General features: G+C 63.8%; 19 protein-coding genes. 11 read left to right on the top strand and 8 right to left on the bottom strand.

Annotation, left to right across the window (positions count from 1 at the left end; translation table 11 throughout):
• The first annotated feature begins 158 nt into the window (after window positions 1–158).
• The 6 genes from HJG44_RS15700 (at window position 159) to HJG44_RS15675 (ending at window position 7,791) form a co-directional block, all read left to right on the top strand.
• Window positions 159–1,847 (top strand): SIR2 family protein, encoded by a 1,689-nt coding sequence (locus HJG44_RS15700; protein WP_346767179.1) that lies wholly within the window; start codon window positions 159–161, stop codon window positions 1,845–1,847.
• Window positions 1,844–3,259, top strand: coding sequence for an argonaute/piwi family protein (locus HJG44_RS15695; protein WP_088712621.1), 1,416 nt, complete (start codon window positions 1,844–1,846; stop codon window positions 3,257–3,259). Before HJG44_RS15700 ends, HJG44_RS15695 begins: the two co-directional genes overlap by 4 nt.
• A gap of 337 nt (window positions 3,260–3,596) precedes the next feature.
• The gene (locus tag HJG44_RS15690; RefSeq protein WP_054725861.1) at window positions 3,597–4,550 is read left to right on the top strand and encodes a chromate resistance protein ChrB domain-containing protein; all 954 of its coding nucleotides are present in this window, start codon (window positions 3,597–3,599) and stop codon (window positions 4,548–4,550) included.
• 71 nt (window positions 4,551–4,621) lie between these two features.
• A complete protein-coding gene (gene chrA, locus HJG44_RS15685) occupies window positions 4,622–5,869 on the top strand; it encodes a chromate efflux transporter (protein ID WP_082395458.1) in 1,248 nt (415 codons plus the stop codon).
• A gap of 120 nt (window positions 5,870–5,989) precedes the next feature.
• Window positions 5,990–6,661: a superoxide dismutase gene (locus tag HJG44_RS15680; RefSeq protein ID WP_153876138.1), complete on the top strand. Its 672-nt coding sequence runs from the start codon at window positions 5,990–5,992 to the stop codon at window positions 6,659–6,661.
• Between the two features lie 14 nt (window positions 6,662–6,675).
• Complete coding sequence (locus HJG44_RS15675) at window positions 6,676–7,791, top strand: Cj0069 family protein (RefSeq protein WP_143712235.1); 1,116 nt, start codon at window positions 6,676–6,678, stop codon at window positions 7,789–7,791.
• A 63-nt stretch (window positions 7,792–7,854) separates the two neighbouring features.
• Here HJG44_RS15675 and HJG44_RS15670 read toward each other — a convergent pair whose 3' ends face one another.
• Together HJG44_RS15670 and HJG44_RS15665 are read right to left on the bottom strand one after the other, a co-directional pair.
• A complete protein-coding gene (locus tag HJG44_RS15670) occupies window positions 7,855–9,255 on the bottom strand; it encodes a sensor histidine kinase (protein ID WP_054725851.1) in 1,401 nt (466 codons plus the stop codon).
• Window positions 9,236–9,943, bottom strand: a complete 708-nt coding sequence (locus HJG44_RS15665) for a response regulator transcription factor (RefSeq protein ID WP_272936760.1) — start codon at window positions 9,941–9,943, stop codon at window positions 9,236–9,238. Before HJG44_RS15665 ends, HJG44_RS15670 begins: the two co-directional genes overlap by 20 nt.
• A 220-nt stretch (window positions 9,944–10,163) precedes the next feature.
• Here HJG44_RS15665 and HJG44_RS15660 point away from each other — a divergent pair, with 220 nt between their 5' ends.
• The 5 genes from HJG44_RS15660 (at window position 10,164) to HJG44_RS15645 (ending at window position 13,244) form a co-directional block, all read left to right on the top strand.
• The gene (locus HJG44_RS15660; protein WP_054725847.1) at window positions 10,164–11,045 is read left to right on the top strand and encodes a DUF1259 domain-containing protein; all 882 of its coding nucleotides are present in this window, start codon (window positions 10,164–10,166) and stop codon (window positions 11,043–11,045) included.
• A 74-nt stretch (window positions 11,046–11,119) separates the two neighbouring features.
• Window positions 11,120–11,467: a hypothetical protein gene (locus tag HJG44_RS15655; protein ID WP_054725844.1), complete on the top strand. Its 348-nt coding sequence runs from the start codon at window positions 11,120–11,122 to the stop codon at window positions 11,465–11,467.
• Window positions 11,468–11,539: 72 nt separating this feature from the next.
• Window positions 11,540–11,881 (top strand): Rap1a/Tai family immunity protein, encoded by a 342-nt coding sequence (locus HJG44_RS24440; protein ID WP_224199557.1) that lies wholly within the window; start codon window positions 11,540–11,542, stop codon window positions 11,879–11,881.
• Window positions 11,882–11,979: 98 nt separating this feature from the next.
• Window positions 11,980–12,903, top strand: a complete 924-nt coding sequence (locus HJG44_RS15650; protein WP_158514424.1) for a LysR family transcriptional regulator — start codon at window positions 11,980–11,982, stop codon at window positions 12,901–12,903.
• A gap of 32 nt (window positions 12,904–12,935) precedes the next feature.
• Window positions 12,936–13,244 carry a hypothetical protein gene (locus HJG44_RS15645; RefSeq protein ID WP_054725841.1) on the top strand — a complete coding sequence of 103 codons (309 nt, stop codon included), beginning with the start codon at window positions 12,936–12,938 and terminating at the stop codon, window positions 13,242–13,244.
• 15 nt (window positions 13,245–13,259) lie between these two features.
• Here HJG44_RS15645 and HJG44_RS15640 read toward each other — a convergent pair whose 3' ends face one another.
• From HJG44_RS15640 to trbK-alt, 6 genes are read right to left on the bottom strand one after another with little or no spacing between them, the layout of a single operon-like run.
• Complete coding sequence (locus HJG44_RS15640; protein WP_054725836.1) at window positions 13,260–13,481, bottom strand: DUF2274 domain-containing protein; 222 nt, start codon at window positions 13,479–13,481, stop codon at window positions 13,260–13,262.
• Window positions 13,478–14,701, bottom strand: a complete 1,224-nt coding sequence (locus HJG44_RS15635) for a TraB/TrbI/VirB10 family type IV secretion system protein (protein ID WP_088712620.1) — start codon at window positions 14,699–14,701, stop codon at window positions 13,478–13,480. The genes HJG44_RS15640 and HJG44_RS15635 overlap by 4 nt, the downstream gene beginning before the upstream one ends.
• Window positions 14,698–15,714, bottom strand: coding sequence for a P-type conjugative transfer protein TrbG (trbG, locus tag HJG44_RS15630; protein WP_054725830.1), 1,017 nt, complete (start codon window positions 15,712–15,714; stop codon window positions 14,698–14,700). Before trbG ends, HJG44_RS15635 begins: the two co-directional genes overlap by 4 nt.
• Entirely contained in the window at window positions 15,711–16,394 is a 684-nt protein-coding gene (gene trbF / locus HJG44_RS15625) for a conjugal transfer protein TrbF (RefSeq protein WP_054725827.1), read from the bottom strand. Before trbF ends, trbG begins: the two co-directional genes overlap by 4 nt.
• A gap of 5 nt (window positions 16,395–16,399) precedes the next feature.
• A complete protein-coding gene (trbL, locus tag HJG44_RS15620; protein ID WP_088712619.1) occupies window positions 16,400–17,704 on the bottom strand; it encodes a P-type conjugative transfer protein TrbL in 1,305 nt (434 codons plus the stop codon).
• Window positions 17,701–17,952, bottom strand: coding sequence for a putative entry exclusion protein TrbK-alt (gene trbK-alt / locus HJG44_RS15615; protein WP_054725821.1), 252 nt, complete (start codon window positions 17,950–17,952; stop codon window positions 17,701–17,703). Before trbK-alt ends, trbL begins: the two co-directional genes overlap by 4 nt.
• Window positions 17,953–17,956: the final 4 nt, after the last annotated feature.

The following is a 17,956-nucleotide window of genomic DNA, read 5'->3' as shown; positions in this document are numbered from 1 at the left end:
CTTACAACGGTGGCGTCGCTTCCCGCACCTGCCGATCACAAGGTTGAGCCTAGAGAACCATTAGAGAACAAAATCTGCTGGCGAAGGCTTGTGGATCGGTTAGGCATGGGCGGATGGAGAGCATAACGAGCCCGAGCGAGCTATCGAGCGATGACTTTGTGCGGCGCTTCGCGCTGCGCCCCGGCCAATTAATGTGGCTCCTTGGCGCGGGTGCGTCGGTTTCAGCCGGCATCCCCAGCGCTTGGGATATGATCTGGCAATTCAAGCAAACGTTGTTCGTTGCCCAACGCAAGGCGTCGCCGCAGAGTGTCGCCGATCTCGGTAATCCTGCGATCCGCGCGCTGTTAGACTCGCACATTGCGAGTTCCGAGCGACTACCGTCGCCGGGTTCACCGGATGAATACGCGGCGCTCTTCGAAGCAACCTACCCGGTGGAGCGCGATCGCACGACTTTTATTCAAGGCATGATTAGCGGCGCGAAGCTGGCCTATGGCCATCTTGCCCTCGCCTCGCTTCTAAAAGCGGGCCACACTCAGCTCGTCTGGACGACCAATTTCGACCACTTGATCGAAGATGCCTGCGCGAGAACGTATGGCACAACGGGCACGTTGAGCGTCGTTGCACTCGACGCTCCGGAACTGGCGGGGCAATTGATCGGCGCGCAAAAATGGCCCATCGCAGTGAAGCTGCACGGCGATTTCCGCTCGCGTCGGCTTAAGAACACGACCGATGAGCTGCGCCAGCAGGATGCGGCGCTTCGTCAGCAGCTCGTGGATGCCTGCCGACGATCCGGCCTCGTAGTCGCCGGCTACAGCGGACGCGACGATTCAGTGATGGACGCGCTTGAAACGGCGCTCAATCAGCCGGGCGGTTATCCTGGCGGACTGTTCTGGCTGCATCGCGGTAGCGATCCACCGCTCGGGCGGGTCATCCGACTTCTCCAGCGCGCCAGCGACGCGGGCGTTGAGTGCGGGCTGGTGCGGATTGAGAGCTTCGATGAGATATTACGTGATCTCGTGCGGCTGCTGCCCGCGCTCGACACATCCGCTCTCAACGCGCTGGCAACAGGACGGTCGCGCGTGTCGGGCGCTCCCGAGCCCTCGGGCCAGCGGGGCTGGCCCCTCATTCGGCTCAACGGGCTTGCCGTCACCATCCCGGCCAATTGCCGCAAGCTGGTATGCACGATCGAGGGTGTCGCAGCGGCGCGTTCGGCGGTCGCCGAGGCGAACGCGCGCCTGATCGTGACGCGCACGCAAGCGGGCGTGCTCGGTTTCGGCAGCGATGCCGAGTTCCGTCGAGTGTTCGACCCGTTCGGAATCACTGCGTTCGATCTGGCCACCTTCGAGAAGCGGCGCCTGCGCTATGAGTCCGGCGAACGCGGCCTGCTACGCGATGCCTTGGTAGAGGCGCTGTGTGCCGCCAAGAATGTTCGTGCGATCCGCCGCCGCAGCGCTGATTTGCTCGTGCCAGTAGATCCCGCCGACAGCGCATGGGATGGGCTTCGCGCGATAACTCATCAGACGACTGGCACCGTGCCCAAACACCCGGACCTGAAATGGCACGAGGGGGTCGGGGTCCGGCTTGACTGGGCAGACGACGGTCTTTGGCTGCTGCTTGATCCAAAGATCGTGTTTGAGGGTGTCACGGACGCGACCAAAGCGATCACCGCCGACTTCGCGCGCGAACGGACGGTGAAGCGCTATAATCGTGATCTCGATCGGCTTATCGATTTTTGGGCAAAGCGCCTTGCCGGCGAAGCGCTTCTGGCGCTGTCGATTGGCGACGGGATCGATGCTCGCTTCGCAGTCGGGAAGAACACGGCCTTCTCCAAGCTGGTGCAGCCATGACGAGCGAGATCGCCCCGACCATATGGTATCCCGAACCCGAGCTGGTGTTCCATCCCGAGCGAACGAGCGAGCGGGACATTCATCCGCTGCGCGGGCTCAAGCGGTTCGGCCCCCATTCGCGCGGATTGGTGCAATCGCCGATCCGGGTAGCGACGCTGGCCCCGAAGGGCGAGTCCGAGCGACTGTTCGCATTCATGCGTGAGCTGAGCCAGAGCGTGCGCCCGGTCGAGCGAACCGACTATCTGCCGGATTGGCCGGGCTTCAATACCGTGTTCGACATGCGCGTGACGGCGGCAACCAAGAAATGCCGTGTCGAGCTGGACGGATCGTTTGAGAGCGAGATGGCACAATCGGCGATGCCGCACGTGTTGCTCGCCGAACAGCTCGTTCGTGCGATCCAGCCCCTTGAGGCGTTCCGCAGCGACTTCGATGTCTTGTTCATCTACCTACCGCAGCGGTGGGAGCGTGGCTTCTACGGCGCGGGGGACGATTTCGATCTCCACGATCATCTCAAAGCCTATACGGCCGCGCGCGGGATGCCGATCCAGATCGTGCGCGAAGACAAGGCGCTCGCTTATCGCTGCCGTGCGAGCGTGATGTGGCGAGTCGGGCTGGCGCTGTATGCCAAGGCCGGCGGCGTTCCCTGGAAGCTAGCCGACGTGGACCCAGAAACAGCCTATGTCGGCATTTCCTATGCGGTGCGGTCGAACGGTGCCGACAAACCGCGATTTGTGACTTGTTGCAGCCAGGTGTTCGACGCGGAGGGCGCCGGCTTGGAGTTTATCGCCTACGATACCGCCGACGTGCAGGTGCAACGCGATAATCCCTTTTTATCGCAGGCTGAGATGTTCCGTGTCATCACGCGGTCGATGACGCTGTATCGTCACCGGCATGGCGGACGCTCGCCGCGCCGGGTCATGGTCCACAAATCGACCGAGTTCAAAGACGCAGAAGTGCTCGGCTGCTTCGAGGCACTACCGCTGTGCGAGGCGGTCGATTTGATTCAGGTGGTCGAGGATGTGGGCTGGCGCGGCGCGCGTTGGGAACGCGACCAAGCCAATTCGGGAGGTAAGGCGGCGGCGTTTCCAATTAAGCGTGGCTCACTGATCGGGCTTGGCGAGCGCGAGGCACTACTGTGGATGCACGGTGCCGTGGAGACTTTGGGACCGAAAACCTATTTTCAGGGTCAGCGCGGCACGCCGCGTCCGATCCGACTTGTCCGCCATGCCGGGCACGGCACGTGGGACGACAGCGCCCGCGCGGCGCTCGCCTTGTCGAAGATGAACTGGAACAATGACGGGCTGTATGATCCGCTACCCGTAACGATGAGTTATGCGAAGGTGCTGGCGCGCGTCCTCAAGCGCATGACGAATCTAGGCAGCACACCCTACCAATTCCGATTCTTCATGTAGTGAAAGTTCGTTGCACCCACAGGATTCGAACTTTTTGCCGTCGATGGCCGCCGTGCCTACGATCGTGTTAACACTGAGTTTTCGCTGATCGTAGCCTGTGCGGCTGACGCGCACAAACGGCGGCCGGCGGCGGAATTTGGTGCCCCGTGCAGGATAAACATAACGAATACATCCCGTTGTTCCTACTACCGTAGCGCCGCCAAACACCGAAACGAGCCAGCGATCGTCGCCGTCGAACGTCGCTTGCGCTTCGCCCGCAATCCGCACCCTTCCTGAACCGTTGCAGGATGGAGATATACGTGTTTCATTTCAACATCGGAAATGATACATATGCGTTATGGACGCTTCGCAAGACTCCGAGCATTGGCTAGCATTGCTGCACCAAATCCCTGCGAAGCCGCCCTATCTGCGTGTGAAAATCTGGCGCCGCTTGCAGGCGATTGGCGCAGTGCCGCTCAAGAACGCTGTTCATGTGCTCCCCCGTCGCGAGGAGAACGAAACCGCATTTCGCGACCTGCTGGCAGAGATCACGACCAGCGGCGGCGAGGCGGTGCTGATCGACGCGCAGATGATCGAAGGCCAGAGCGACGTTGAGCTCCGCCAGCTTTTCGACGCTGCGCGGGATGCCGATTATGACGAGCTGGCCCAAGCCGCACGGCAGTTGCTCGACACTGGGCCGGCGTCGGGGACCGAGATCTCAAAACTCCAGCGACGGCTTTCTGAGATTGTCCGGCTCGACTTCTTTGGCGCGCACGGTCGTCAAGGTGCCGAGGCGGCGCTGCGGGATTTGGACGAGAAGCGTTACGCCCATCCCGACGTCGGCCGCACAGGCGAAGCGGCTGCGGTGTCGCCCGCTGACCTCAAGCATCGCGTCTGGGTGACGCGGCGCGGCGTCCACGTCGATCGCATCGCCTGCGCTTGGCTGATCCGACGATTCATCGACCCCCACGCGAGCTTCAAGTTCGTCGATGGCAGGAGCTACACGTCCGATGCCGGCGAGCTGCGCTTCGATATGACCGATGCCGAGTTCACCCATGAGGGCGATCGGTGCAGCTTCGAGACCCTGCTGCTACGCGCCGAGCTGGACGGCGATCCGGGATTAGCCGCGATCGGGGAGATCATCCACGACCTCGACATCGGCGACGACAAGTTTGAGCGGCCGGAAACGCCGGGACTCAGCGCGATGCTGTCAGGCGTGTGCGCGACGTTCGATGACGATCTCCAGCGCATCGCCGGTGCCGGCGACGCGCTCGATGGCTTCTACGCCTACTTCACCCGGCAAAACCCGTGAAGTCGGGAGTCAGCGCAAGGCACTCGGCCCTCGGCCGAGAGATGACTGTTATAGCTTGAGGAACGTGGTGAATGCAGACAAATGTACCGAGCGAGGCTGTAGGTTCTGCGGAAGGTCAAGGCATTTTGCCGCAGCTTTCGTATGCACAGATCTTCGCCAAGTTCTTGCGGTTCGGTTTCCTGGCATGGGGTGGCCCGATCGCCCAAATCGCCATGATCCGCCGCGAGTTGGTCGACGAGGAACACTGGGTCTCAAGTGCCAGGTTCAACCGCATCCTAGCCGTGTATCAGGTGCTCCCCGGTCCGGAGGCTCACGAGCTATGCGTCTTCTTCGGCACGCTTCCTAAAGGAAAGCTCGGCGGTCTTCTTGCAGGCCTGGGATTCATGATGCCGGGCTTTGTCCTAATGTTCGCGCTGTCCTGGCTGTATCTCTCCACCGGGATCATGCAGACTGCCGCCGCAACCGCGGCATTTCTCGGAGTGCAACCGGCCGTCATCGCCCTGATCGTGCGCGCCGTGCACCGGATTGGCGGTCACATCCTGCTCGACCGCTGGCTTTGGGGTATCGCGGGCGTCGCCGGCCTAGCGGCCCTCGTCGGCACGCCGTTCTGGCTCACCCTGCCGATCGCGGGCCTCGTCTATATGTTCGCGACGCGCCGTCAGCGGGTGACGGCCGGCCTGCTCATGGCCGTGCTCGTCGGGCTCGGGCTCTACTTCGCCTGGGTCACTTTCGCCGGTCCGGTTGGTGGAGATGCGGTCTCGGCGCAACCCGTCGCAAACCAAGAACCGTCGCTGCTGGATCTTTTCATCTCGGGCCTCAAGGCCGGGCTCCTCACCTTTGGCGGGGCCTACACAGTCATCCCGTTCCTGCGTGCCGATGCGGTTGGCAATGGATGGATGACGGATGCGCAGTTCCTCGACGGGCTCGCCCTATCGGGGATTCTGCCGGCACCCCTGATCATCTTCTCGACGTTCATCGGATATTTCGGCGGCGGCCCACTCGGAGCGATCGTGATGACGATCGGCATCTTCCTGCCGGCATTCAGCTTTTCTCTGTTCTTTCATGACCAGCTTGAACGGCTGGTGGACAACGAAAAGATCAAGACCTTCCTAGAGGGAATATCAGCAGCGGTCGTCGGGCTGATCGCCGCCACGACGCTGGAACTAGGGCAAAAGACTCTCGTGAACGTGCCCGGCGTGGTGATCCCGCTCGCGATCTTCGCCGTCGCCCTCGCGCTCCTTTACGTGTTCAAGGCCAAAACGACGATCCTGTGGGTTGTTCTCGCCGCGGCGGGGGCGGGCCTCGTCCTGTTCGGATGATCGCGACGCACCGTCACTCTTACGCAGCCTAATCAATCATATTGGAAAGGACCGAATGTGACGATCGACAATCTCTCCCGACGCAGTGCAATCGCAACCCTAGGCATAGGAGCCGCCGCCATGACGATCAACGAAGCCTCCGCCCGGACGCCGGTCGCCACGCCGTCGACCGTCCCCGCCTTTGCCGGCAACCATCAAATCAAGCCGCTCAAGTTCGATCCGGCCAGGCTTGAGGGCTTGTCCGAGCGATTGATCACGTCGCACCACGAGAACAACTATGCCGGCTCGGTCAAGACGCTGAACGCATTGCGGCCACGGCTGGCCGCCGCGCTCGCCGATACCGAAGCGCCGCCTGCCATCTACGGCGGCCTCAAACGCGAGGAACTGCACCGTACCGGCTCGGTGGTGCTGCATGAAATCTACTTCGACGGGTTGGGCGGCGACGGCCGGGCGGCCGGTTCGGTCCGCGACGCCATTGACGCCGCCTTCGGCTCGTTCGCGACATGGGAGGCGGAATTCCGCCGCACCGGCATGAGCCTTGCGGGCGGCTCTGGCTGGACAATCCTCGCTTACAACGTCCACACGCGCTCGCTCAACAATCATTGGGCTTGGGATCACATGCACGGCGCTGCGGCCGGCATACCGCTGCTCGCGCTCGATATGTATGAACACAGCTTTCACATGGATTACGGCACCCAAGCCGCCAGGTATATCGACGCGTGGTTCAAGAACCTCGACTGGGAAGCGACCGACCGCCGTTATGCGCAGGCGATCGCCACCGCCAGCGCCTGAGTTGGAGAGCGGCGATGAACGGGAGGCGAGTGAAGTCGGCCTTGACCACTTGCCCCAAGATCGGCCTGTTGTGGCGAACCGACCTCCCCACCAGCCCTCTGGACGTGCAAAGCGCGCGCCAGTGGCCGATCATGGCAGCGCTGCGTGAGTTGGGCGGTGAGGTCGAGGCGATTGGATATGCCGACGAGACGGCTGGTACAACGCGCGACCGTCTGCTGACGTGCGATGGCGTGATGGTCTGGGCCGACCCGATCAGCGACGCCGGTGACCGCTCAAGGCTCGATCCGATTTTGCGCGAGGCCGCGGCGGCGGGCGTCTCGATCAGCGCGCATCCCGATATCATCGCGAAAATGGGCGTGAAAAGCGTGCTTCACGCCACGCGGGCGCTGGGTTGGGGCACCGACACACACCGCTACGCCGATCTGGAGGAACTGCGCGCGCTGCTTCTTGAACGCCTGGCTTCCGGGCCGCGTGTGCTCAAGGAAAATCGGAGCAATGGCGGCCGGGGCGTGTGGCGGGTCGAAGTTGCTGACCGGGGGGGTGGCGCCCAACCGATCGTTTCGGTCCTTCACGCCGCGCGGGACAGCGTTCCGTTCAAGATCCCCCTCGATGCCCTGATCGCTCGGTTCGCACCCTATTTTGAGCGCGGCGAATGCCTCATCGACCAACCGTTCCAACCGCGGCTCGGGGACGGCATGATCCGCTGCTATGTGAGCGAGGGCACGGTCGTCGGTTTCGGCCACCAACTGATCCGCGCGCTATTGCCGCTACCCGCGGAAGGGGTCGATTCTCCGAAGGCGCAGCCGGGGCCGCGGGTCATGCAGCCTGCCGACGCCGGCGCTTTCCAGTCGCTCAGAGACGATATGGAACAGTCGTGGATTCCCGGGTTGCAGCACATCCTCGCCATCGAGCATGACGAGCTGCCGCTCCTGTGGGACGCGGACTTCCTCTACGGGCCGAAAGACGATCGCGGCTCGGACAGCTATGTCTTGTGCGAGATCAACGTCAGTTCGGTCGCGCCGTTTCCGCCCAGCGCCGTGCGACAGGTGGCGGATGCCGCATACCGTCGCGCGGTCGCGGCGCACGAACGCCGTGTCGCCGGCCGAGGAACCACGGCTTCGCCGGCATAAACGTTCGCACGTTCCGGGATACGTTAGTCGGTCGCTGGACCAGCGAAGCGCCTTTCGTCACGCTCAGTCAACTTGATCCAGTATTCGAGCCGCCGTCACCGCCGGTGCCCGCGGCAATCTGATTTCGACCGCCAGCCCTGGCTGGAGCCGCGCAAAGGCCAGCGCTCCACGGTGCAGTCGGGCAACGGCGTCGGCGATGGCGAGGCCAAGGCCGTTGCCGGATGCACGCCGCGCTCGGTCCAAGCGCCCGAACGGGCGCAGCATCTCGGAGACCTCGCAATCGGATACGCCGGGACCGTCGTCGGCGACCGCCATCGTCAACGTGTCGGCCTGCTCGGTGACCGAAACATCGATACGAGCGTGCTCACCGGAGTATTTGAGCGCGTTCTCAATCAGGTTGGCGAGCGCACGCGCCAGCAGGTCGGCGTCACCGGCGACCAGCGCTTCTCGCGCTAAGCTCACAGAGATGTTGCGGCCGGAAGCCTCGATCTCTGCACGATAGGCATCCACCACCCGGTCAACGATCTCTGCCAGGTCGATAGGCTGAAATCGCGCGCGCGCGTTACCGGCATCAATCTCCGCTAGATCCAGCACCGCACTGAACAGCCGAAGCGCCTCGTCCAGCCCGGCCAACGCCTCACCCAGCGCCGCAGACCTGAGCTCTTCATCGTGCTGTGCCAACGCCAATTCAACAGAGTGCCTCACCCGCGTGAGCGGCGTGCGCAGGTCGTGGGCGACCTCCGCCGACACGCGACGGATCGTGGCTACCAGCGTGTCAATCCGATCGAGCATACGGTCGATGGCCAACGCGAGTTGATCAAGATCGGTGCGCGCATCGACCGGAGCGCCGGTCCGCGCCGAGAGATCGCCACGCTCGACTGCTCGGACGGTAACGTTGATCCGCTTCATCTGGCGCAGCGTCTGCCGCGTGGCGAAGAGGCCTGCGATGATGCCGAACACCAACGCGATTCCGCCAGCGGTCAGAATGGCCCCGAAAACAGCGTCGCGGATTGCTTCGCTTCGCTCCATATCCTCTCCAACGATGAGAAGGGATCCATCGGGAAGGCGTCGCGTCATCGCCAGCAGATGGACGCCCTCGACGCCGGGTTGCGGCGGAGGCTGGTCGATAAAGTGCCAACCGACCTTTCGCGGTACAATTTGGATGTCGCCGATCAGCGTGCGTCCATCTGGCCCAACTAAATAATACTCGGGCGACCCCGGCCGCTCGGCCTTCGCTCGAATTATTTCCAGTGCGCGATCAAGGCCTCCCCGTTGCGCTTCGAGGGCGATCACGTGCGACTCCAGCTCGATGCGATTTCGAGCCTCGCGCTCAACCACCCCGCGCGTTGCGATCCAGCCGCCGAGCGCGCCGGCGACCATGCTGATGACGAGCAGCAGCGCGTTGAGCGCAACAAGACGGGACACCGTCGAGCGCAACAGCCGGCTAATCACTCCAAGCGGCATAGCCTTCCCCACGCACGGTATGGATCAGGGGGGGATCGTCACCGCGATCGATCTTTGCCCGCAGCCGACTGATGTGGCTTTCGACGAGGTTCCTGCCAGGATCGAAACGGAACTTCCACACGGTCTCCAGCAGCATCAACCGCGTAAGCACGGCCGGCGAGTTCAGCATCAGTAGTTCGAGAAGCTGGAACTCGCGTGGGATTAGTTCGATGGGCGTGTTGCCTCTCCGCACCGTCCGAGCGAGACGGTCGAGTGTCAGATCGCCCAGCGAGAGGATGCTGGGCGGGCCGGCCGCCCGGCGCTGCAGCGCTTCAACGCGCGCGACCAGTTCGGCGATCGCGAACGGTTTGACAAGATAGTCGTCGGCTCCACCTTCAAGACCTTCGACTCGTTGGCCCACGGAGCCTAGCGCCGTGAGCATCAGCACGGGTGCTACGACTTGGCGACGGCGCAGCTCGGTGACAACCGATAGCCCATCCATCTCTGGCAGCATTCGGTCAACGATCAGCAACGCGTGAGCACCGCTCACGGCGCGATCAAGTCCGCTTTTTCCGTCGTCCTCCCAATCGACGGCGTGACCGCGAGCACGCAGCGCTTCAACAACGGCGCTCCCCGTGTCCTCGTCGTCCTCGATCAGTAGTAGGCGCATAATGCCCGAGGCATCTCCTCTGTTGTTTGCGCCGACCATAGCCGCGTGCGAGCAGTGCCGACAGTGCGCCAATGTCGTTTGCCGACGGCTGCGTTCGCACAAGAGTTCGATCGCCTTCTAGTGCAGAATGCCGCCAGCGGACCTTGTGAATCTACAAGGTGCCTTGCGGTCGGCGCCGATGCATGAGTGTCGCAGCTTTGGCGTGCCCGAGGAGGCATCGACCATGATCTCATTATGCATCAGGAGTTGAAGCAAAACTATGCGGACGGTGCTGTTATCGGGGTTGGCCACGCTGCTACTAGCCGCACCTGCTTGGGCGGCACCGGACTGGGCGAAGGTTGACGCCGCGCTGGGACGCCCCGGCGTCGAGCAGCCGGACGGAGTTCGTCGCTACGGATTTCCTCGCTCCGACCTGCGCGTTGTTCTGGATGGCGTATCGATAGAGCCTTCGCTGGCGCTCGGCTCCTGGGCCGCGTTTCAGCCTATGGGGGACGAAGTGATGGTAATGGGCGATCTTGTGCTCACGCACGAGGAAGTGAACCCTGTGATGACGCGCCTTTTGCAAGGTGGATACACCATCACCGCGCTCCACAATCACCTGCTGCGGTCCGCGCCCGGCACCATGTACATGCACATAGCTGCGCATGGCGATCCGGTAAGGCTGGCGGCGGCGCTGCGCCAAGCCATTTCCGCAAGCCGCACACCGATCTCTCCACCGTCTCTTGGAGCGGGAGCACCGTCTCGCCTCAATCTAAACTCCGATGCTCTGGACGAGCTGATGGGAGCCGAAGGCAGGGTCAATGGTGGCGTTCTGCAATACAGTATTCCCCGTGCGGAGCGGCTCATGGATGGCGGCATGGTGACGCCTCAATCAATGGGAACTGCGACCGCAATCAATTTTCAGCCCACCGGCGGCGGCAAGGCGGCGATCACGGGCGATTTCGTCCTCATCGCGAGCGAAGTAGACCGCGTCCTTCGAGCGCTTCGAGCGAACGACATCGAAGTCACAGCGCTTCACAACCATATGTTGAACGACGAGCCGCGCCTGTTCTTCCTGCACTTCTGGGCCAATGACGACGCGGCAAAGCTGGCGCGCGGTCTCCGCTCGGCACTCGACACAATGAACAATCGAAAAAACTAAGAATCGGACGACGGCCAGTCGGGCCGCGACCGCCGCCCGTTCATCCCCCGGCCCCGAAGGAAGTGGAACGGAACATGGCTAGCAAACGAACTCTCGTCATCGGAGCCAGCGCTGCTGTGTTGACGGTGGCAGGCGTGGCGCTCGCGGCGCAGCAGAACCATGAGGCGAACGAGAACCGCATTATCGGCGAGCATAGCGAGAAGGAAGTCGCACTCGACCAGGTGCCGGTGGCCGCGATGAACGCCGCGCGCACACGACTCGCGTCTGTCCGCGAAGCCGAGCTGGTAACCAGAAAGGCGGACGGCAGCACGCTCTACGAGATCGAAGGCAAGGATCAGGCTGGCAAGAACGTGGAGCTGTTCGTTACGCCGACAGGCCAAATCCTCGGGAATGAAAACGACAGCGATGAGGATGGCGACTGAACTCTCAGTCGTCTGAATGGGCCTGAATGGGGGTAAGGCCCATTCTTTGAAAACACCATCCGAGGATCAAATATGTTTAGGACTGTCGGTTATTGCATCGGAGCGTGTGTATCATCCGTCGTGCTCGCTGCTTCGAGTTATGCGCAAGAACAACCGATTCACACAAACGGCTCTGAACTCGTTGCAAGCTGTCGCGCCAACAACCCAGCGTGCGGCGCATACCTTCAAGGCGTGCTGGACATGATGATAGTGGCGCGGGGTAGCGAGTGTGGGGCGCCGCGTTACGATCGGAATAGATTGCGTTCAGCCTATCTGCGCTGGGCAGAAGACAACAGCTACTTCATGGACGTTCACATGGTTGCTGGCGCCGAACAAGCATTGGCTGAAGCTTGGCCTTGCGCGCCGCGACGATAGGAAGAAGTTGCATCATCCCAATCGCTCCACAGCGGCGCTCAGATAGGAATTGTTTCTGGCAGGTAGCTGGTATCACCGAACGGAGTAAGGAGTTCTGCTTGCCATTTGAAATCCGCCAGCTTTGTTATGCTATCGCCGCGGCGGACCATGGTAGTTTTTACAGAGCCGCCCGGGCACTTGATATTGAACAATCGACCCTCAGTCGCTCCATCTCGAAGTTGGAGCGCTCGATCGGAATGTCTATCTTCGAGCGGTCGCGGGCTGGGGTCAAAACGACGCTGGCCGGAGCCGCGTTCATTCGTGGCGCGCGACCAATGGTGGCAACGGCAGATAAGCTAGTCACCATGATGCTCGCAGCCGGCCAGGGCCGCGCTGGCGGTCTATTGCTCGGGTACAATAGCTCGGTCTCCGCCGGCAATCTCCGGGCGACCCTCATTAGCTGGCGCGAGGCGCATCCTGACGTCGAACTGGAATGCGTCGAGGCTGATCGCAGCGTTCTGCTCGCTGGGCTCGACACGGGCGAAATCGACGTAGCGATCCTGATGGGGACGCCCAGCCACAACGGATTTCGCTGCGAGCCGCTATGGAGCGAGCGGATGCTAGCCGCGTTGCCCGCCTCGCATCCGTTGGCTAGACGGGACATAATTCACTGGACGGATCTTCGGGGCGAGCACTTCCTTCTGCCCGCGGCCGATCCCGGCCCTGAAATCCGCGACATGTTGCTTGGCAGACTTCCAATCTCGGGCGGTAAGCCTGACATCCGAATGTCGCGGGCGAGCCGTGAGACCGTGCTGAGCATCCTCGGCGTCAACTCGGGTGTTACCATTGTCTGCGAGGGATCGACCGGAGCGACCTATCCTAGTGTCGTCTATCGGCCGATTCATGGCGAACAAGGACCGGCACTGACCGGATACTCGGGTTGCTGGCGAGACGACAATCGCAATCCAGCGTTGCGGCGCTTTCTTGGATTTATCAAGGCCCGCTATGCGCTCTCTTTTGATTTCTCGCCAAGATTCCAGTAAATTAGGCGGCCAGTCGGTGGAGTAAATTTTTGATGTCGCAAGGCAGGACCATCATCATCGTGCTTGTCACTTTGGTCATCGGCTTCGCAGGCGGCTTTGTCTTGCGGCCGGTCATCGCCCCCCTTAGCCAAACAGCCGTCGCCGTCAGTCCGGCCCCGGCCGCGCCGCAGCCGACCGCAGCGCGCGGGACGCAGTATTTTGCGGCCAATATCGACGAGGCTCGGCAGATCGTAGCAGCGTGTCGAGACGGTTCGGTGCGCGGTGATGAATGCGCCAACGCCGAGCAGGCAGTTATCGAGGCCGATAGCCGCGATCGCTTCAAGCGTTTCACCGGCAACTGAGAAGCCGGGAACCCCTTAACTGCCTTGCGCGCGGTGGCGACGAAAGCCGCGGTCGGTGTCCATGAAGCGCGCAAGCATAGGCGCCACCAGCTTTTCAGGCGGCATAGGTTGCTGGCCGGTCTCCGCCGCGAGCGCGGCGGCGTAGGCTACAAGATCGCGGTGGACCCCGGCGGGTAGCTCCACCGTCAGTTTGACAGGCCGATCGTCCACCAATGGCCCCAGCTTCAATTTCGTCATCGTGACGCTCCCAAAGGTTCGAGCACTAGGTCGCGGGTGATGACCACGCGCAGCGGATGGCCCGGCCGGATGGTAAGGGTCGGCTGCACGTTGAGCTGCCGCCGAACGATCTGCTGGCCGGTCTGATTGATCGTGTCCTGCGAGCCGCGCCGTAACGCGCGGGTCAAGTCATCCTCGCTGTCCGCGCCCAACTCGGCGCCGACGCCGAGCAGAGTCGAGACGGCCGCCGCCCTGAGCAGATTGCCCCAATGCTGATTCACGCGATCCTGTAGGCCGGCGAACCCAGCGCCGTCCGCGCCTGGCTGGCGCTCGAGAACGATCGAGCGCCCGTCCGGCATGATGAGCCGGTCCCAGGCGAGGAGAACACGGGTCTGCCCGGCGGTGATCTCGCTGTCGTATTCGCCGATCAGCCGGGCACCTTGCGGGATGAGCAAGATGCGGCCTGTCGGGCTGTCATAGACGTTCTGCGTAACCTGCGCCGTTATCTGGCCGGGAAGATCGGACCTGATCCCGGTGATGAGCGCGGCCGGGATGATGCTTCCGGCCTGCACGATGTTGGGCGACGGGGGTGCGATCAGCCGCTCCGCGCTCACCGTTCGCTGGTTCGAGGCTTGCGCCATGAAAGCGCGCCGGCCAGCTTGATCGCCCTGCGCTGCGCTCGCCTGCTGCGTTAGCTGCGCGGCTTGGTCGGGCAAGATCAGCGACGGGGCCGGCGCCGTTCCGGCGTTGCCCGCGTTGCCGCCGAGGAATACGCCACTCATTCGGGCAGCGTCACGTTCCTGCTGGGCGCGCTGGCGCGCAGCCTCCTCGGCCTGCGCGCGCGGATCGGGTTGGGCCGGCTGCGTGCCGATCGGCGGCACGGGCACGTTCTCGCCGCGCTGCTGGGCGGACACGATCGGGCCGCCGAGGTCGCCGGGAAGTGGTGGCCCAAGGCGCGGCGCTTGAGCATAGTCCCTCGGTCCCGAGGTGATGGTCTCGGCCGTGGCGCGGCTCTCGGTGTTGTAGAGTTCTTCCGCCTGCCGTTCACCAGCCGGTTTGAGCGCGTAGATCAGCGAGCCGCCGATACCGAGGCCGGCGGCCACGCCTATGACTGTCAGCGCCTTGCGGGACAGACGCATGACGCGGGGCGGATCGCGTCGAAGCTGGAATGGCTTTGGATCGGCGGGAAGGGGCTGCGGCGCGGCCGGCTCGGCGGAGGGAATGTCGGTGCGATCGTTCACGGCCGCCGCTCCCGTCCGTCGTCGCGCACGATGCGGACGCGCTGTTCATTGCGCCGATCGCCCAGGCGCAGTTCGGCGGCGGCGAACAGCCGGTCCACCACCATGTAGCGGCCCTGCACGCGATAATTGACTAGCTCGGCGTCCCCGGCCGCGCCGGTAACGAACAGCGGCGGCATCTCGCCCTGCGAGATCCCCGCCGGAAACTCGATGAACACCTGCCGGGAGTCGTCGAACGCACGAATGGGACGCCACGGGGCGCGGTCGCCCTCGATGCGATAACGGAAATTGAGCGAAGTCACATCCACGCCGGTCGCGGCCGGCGCGACCGTCGCAGCGGCGATGTTGCCGCCGCGTAGCGCGATGAGCTGATCTTGCGGGTAGGTCCACGACACTGAGGCCATGTAGGTCGCAGGTGTCGCGCGCAGCTCCAGATGATAGGTGCGCCGATCGGTGTTGATGACGAGGTTGGTGGCGAGGTCCGGCCTCGTCGGTTTGACGAGGATATGCACTCGCGCTGCCGGCCCGCCGCCGCTGATAGTATCGCCGATGATCCAGCGCACGGTGTCGCCGGCTGCTACCGGCCCCGGCCCAACGAGCTGCTCGCCCTCCTGTAAGGCGATGTCCGTCACTTGGCCGGGCGCGGTATAGATCTGATAGAGCGCGCCGTCCGTCCAGGGATATTGCTGGATGGCGTTGAGGAAGCCGTCACGGGCCGGCTGCACCCGCGCGGCGGCGTTTGCATCGCCGACGCGCCTACGGGGATCGGCAGGCTCTGACACGCGAGGGGCATCCGGCAATGGCTTGAGCTGACCGGGAAGCGGCAACGGTTCAGGAATCGTAACGATCTCCACCGGGCGCGGCGGCTCGGCGGCCGGCGTCGCGGCGACTTCGCGCGGTGGATCGTCATATGCGATAGCGGGCGGCCGAGCGGAAGTAGTGGCACAGCCGGCGAGCGCGGAGGCGGAAACGAGCAGCGCGGCGGTGACGGCGCGCCGGAAGGGAATGCCGATCATTGCGACAGCTCCTTTGACCAGTTGAGGGCATTGACGAACACACCGAGCGGATTCTTGCGGAGTGCGTCCGGCGTGCGAGGCGGCTGCACGACGATGGTGAGGATCGCCGACCAGCGTTCGGTGGCGGCGAGGCTGCCGTCCTGATAGCGTCGCTCCGTCCAGGCGACGCGGAAGCTGTCCGGTGACGCGCGGATGACGCTTGATACGTCCACCGCCACCTGCACCCGCCCGACGTTGGCGAACGGGTCGTTGGCGCGAGCGTAATCGTTGAGCGCGACCGCGCCCCGATCGGTGGTGAAGTCATAGGCGCGAAGCCAGTTCTGACGAACGATGACCGGATCGGCCGGCACGCTCCTGACTTGCTCGATGAAGCGGGCGAGATGGAACGCGATCTGCGGATCGGTCGGGCGATAGCCGGCCTCGGCCGGCGCGACCGCCTGCGCCTCGCCGAGCCGATCGACCTGCACCACCCAAGGGACGATATGGCCACGGGCCGATTGCCAGACGAGGCCGCCAGCCAGGCCGCCCGAAAGGGCGAGCGTGCCGAAAAATGCGAGACGCCAGTTCTTCGCCTGCACGCGCGCCGAACCGATCCTGTCGTCCCAGGCTTGGGCGGCGCGCTGATAGGGCGTGGTCGGTTCGGGGGTCTGGCCGTAGCGGATGGTCGGTCGTCGGAACATGGCAGCTAGTCCTTCTGATGGAGATCGACGGACGAGCCGCTTCCCCCGCCGTCGCCGGAACGTAGGGTGTGGGCGGCGATCGTCGCGCCGTGGGTCATGGTCTGGCGGCGCTTCATGGCCGATGCCCAAGCGGGCCTGTCGTCGGAGGCTGGTGCCGATGGCGAAGCACCTCCTGAAATCGTGCCTCGCGTCGCGGTGACTGCTGCGCGACCGCCGGCGCGATAGCTGTCTTTCAGGGACGCGGCGGCTTTCCGTAGCGGGGAAATCGCCGCACCCGCCGCCGCTTGGCCGACACCGGCCGCGCCACCCGCGACGGCGGCTGCGCCGGTCTTGCCTGCCGAGCCGAGCGCATAGGCGCTGCTGGCGGCGCCGGAAGCAAAGGCGCTCCCTCGTGCCGCGCCGCCGATCGCGCTTGCAGCCGCGCCGGCGCCGAGGCGTGCGGCGGCTGCACCGCCAACCAGCGCGCCGCTTGCGGCCAGCGCGGTCCCGGCGGCTGCGCCCGCGCCGAGGGCCGGCCCGCCTGAGACGATGCCGTTCGCTACGCCGGGGCCGAAGATCGCCAAGCCAAGCAGCGACAGCGCGCCGAGCGCGATCGACATCGCTTGCTCCAGCGTGGGCTCTGGGCCAGCGGCGGCGGTGAATTGACTGAACAACGTCGTGCCGATGCCGGTGATGACGGCGAGCACGAGAACTTTGATGCCGGTGGAGACGACATGGCCCAACACCTTCTCGGCCATGAAGGCGGTCTTGCTGAAGAAGGCGAACGGCAACAGCACGAAGCCGGCGAGCGTCACCAGCTTGAACTCGATCAGCGTCACGAAAATCTGGATCGCCAGGATGAAGAAGGCGATGACGACAAGCGCCCAAGCGAGCAGCAACACGACGATCTGAACGAAGTTGGTGAAGAATGAGATTGGACCGACCAGCTCGCCCGCAGCAACGACCAGCGGCTCACCCGCATCCAAGCCGGTCGCGGCGATGAAGCCGGGGCGCATGAAGTCGGCGATGCTCATGGCATCGCCCGTCGCCTTCAAGCCCAGCCCGGCGAAAGACTGGAACACGATCGTCGCCAGTGTCGAGAAATTGCCGATGATGAAGGCAAAGACGCCGATGTAGAGCGTCTTTTTGATGAGGCGCTGAAGCACGTCCTCGTCGGCGCCCCATGCCCAGAACAGACCGGCAATCGTCAGGTCGATGGCGATCAGCGTGGTCGAAAGGAACGCGATCTCGCCGCCGAGCAGTCCGAACCCGCTGTCGATGTAGGTCGTGAAAACCTGTAGGAAGTTGTCGATGATGCCGGTGTCGTTCACCGCTGATTGCCTTCCCTGCCGAAGAACCGGCGTTGATGCGCCGCCCATGCCGCCTCGCAGCCGGAATCCGGCATGGTGAGCGCGCGGCAACGCGCGAGTTCCGCCGCTAAGGGATCGCGCTCGGCGCGTGCCGCCACGGCGTTGGCCGCCTCCGGCACGCGCGGCTCGGTGACGGCGGCGATCACCGCCACCGTCATCATGAGCCCTGCCAGCGTGGCGACGCCGGCGATCTTGACGGCTGCCGACATCGGC

This window comes from Enterovirga aerilata (assembly GCF_013044135.1).
Lineage (GTDB): Bacteria > Pseudomonadota > Alphaproteobacteria > Rhizobiales > Beijerinckiaceae > Enterovirga > Enterovirga aerilata.
The sequence above is the reverse complement of the archived record's forward strand: the minus strand, read 5'-3'. Positions and strand labels throughout refer to the sequence as shown.